The sequence below is a fragment of the Streptomyces sp. SID13666 genome (genome assembly GCF_010548325.1).
In the GTDB taxonomy this organism is placed as follows: domain Bacteria; phylum Actinomycetota; class Actinomycetes; order Streptomycetales; family Streptomycetaceae; genus Actinacidiphila; species Actinacidiphila fildesensis.
Window position 1 is genome coordinate 1 of sequence record NZ_JAAGLX010000142.1, and the last position, 755, is coordinate 755.

Here is a 755-nt window from a genome sequence, read left to right on the forward strand (position 1 = left end):
ACGCCCGCCGTCTGCCCGGAGAGGTCATCGGCAGGATCGTCGGACTCGACCCCGCCGACATCCCGGCCGTCGTGCACGGCGGATACCGCGCTGAGGAACTCCTCTTCCGCCCCCTGCCGGAGGACGAGCAGATCGCCGTCGCCCAGGACGTGGTGGCGACACAGCACATCCTCGACCGGTACGCCCGCGACCGGTACGCCGACCCCCGAGAGGACCTCTGCACGGACATCGTCACGTCGGTCACCGCCCCCAGCGACGGTGGCGGAGACGGTGACGGCAGTGCCGAACTCACCCTCGACCAGCGCCACGAGGTCGTCTCCCACCTCCAGAACCTGCTGATCGCCGGGCACCTCACCACCACCGCGCTCATCGGCACGACGGTCCTGCATCTGCTCCGGCACCCGGACCAGTGGGAGCTGCTGTGCGCTGAACCGGACCGCATCCCGGCCGCCGTGGAGGAGGCCGCCCGGTACGACACGGCGCTCCAGGGATTCCGCCGCGTCACCACCCGCCCGGTCACCCTCGCGGGCACCGAGCTCCCGGCCGGGGCAACCCTGTTCATCGCCTTCGGCGCCGCCAACCGGGACGGTGAGCGGTACCCGGGACCGGACGAGTTCGACATCACCCGCACCCCGGTCCGCCACCTCGCCTTCGGCTTCGGCGCCCATGCCTGCCCCGGCTCCCAGCTCGCCCGCGAACAACTCCGGCTCACGCTGCAGGAGTTGACCGGCCGCCTGCCGGGCCTACGACTGGCC

At 72.2% G+C, this 755-nt stretch carries 1 protein-coding gene; it reads left to right on the top strand.

The features are described 5' to 3' along the window. A partial coding sequence (locus tag G3I60_RS43780; protein ID WP_164608557.1) for a cytochrome P450 occupies positions 1–755 on the top strand: 755 nt, incomplete at both ends.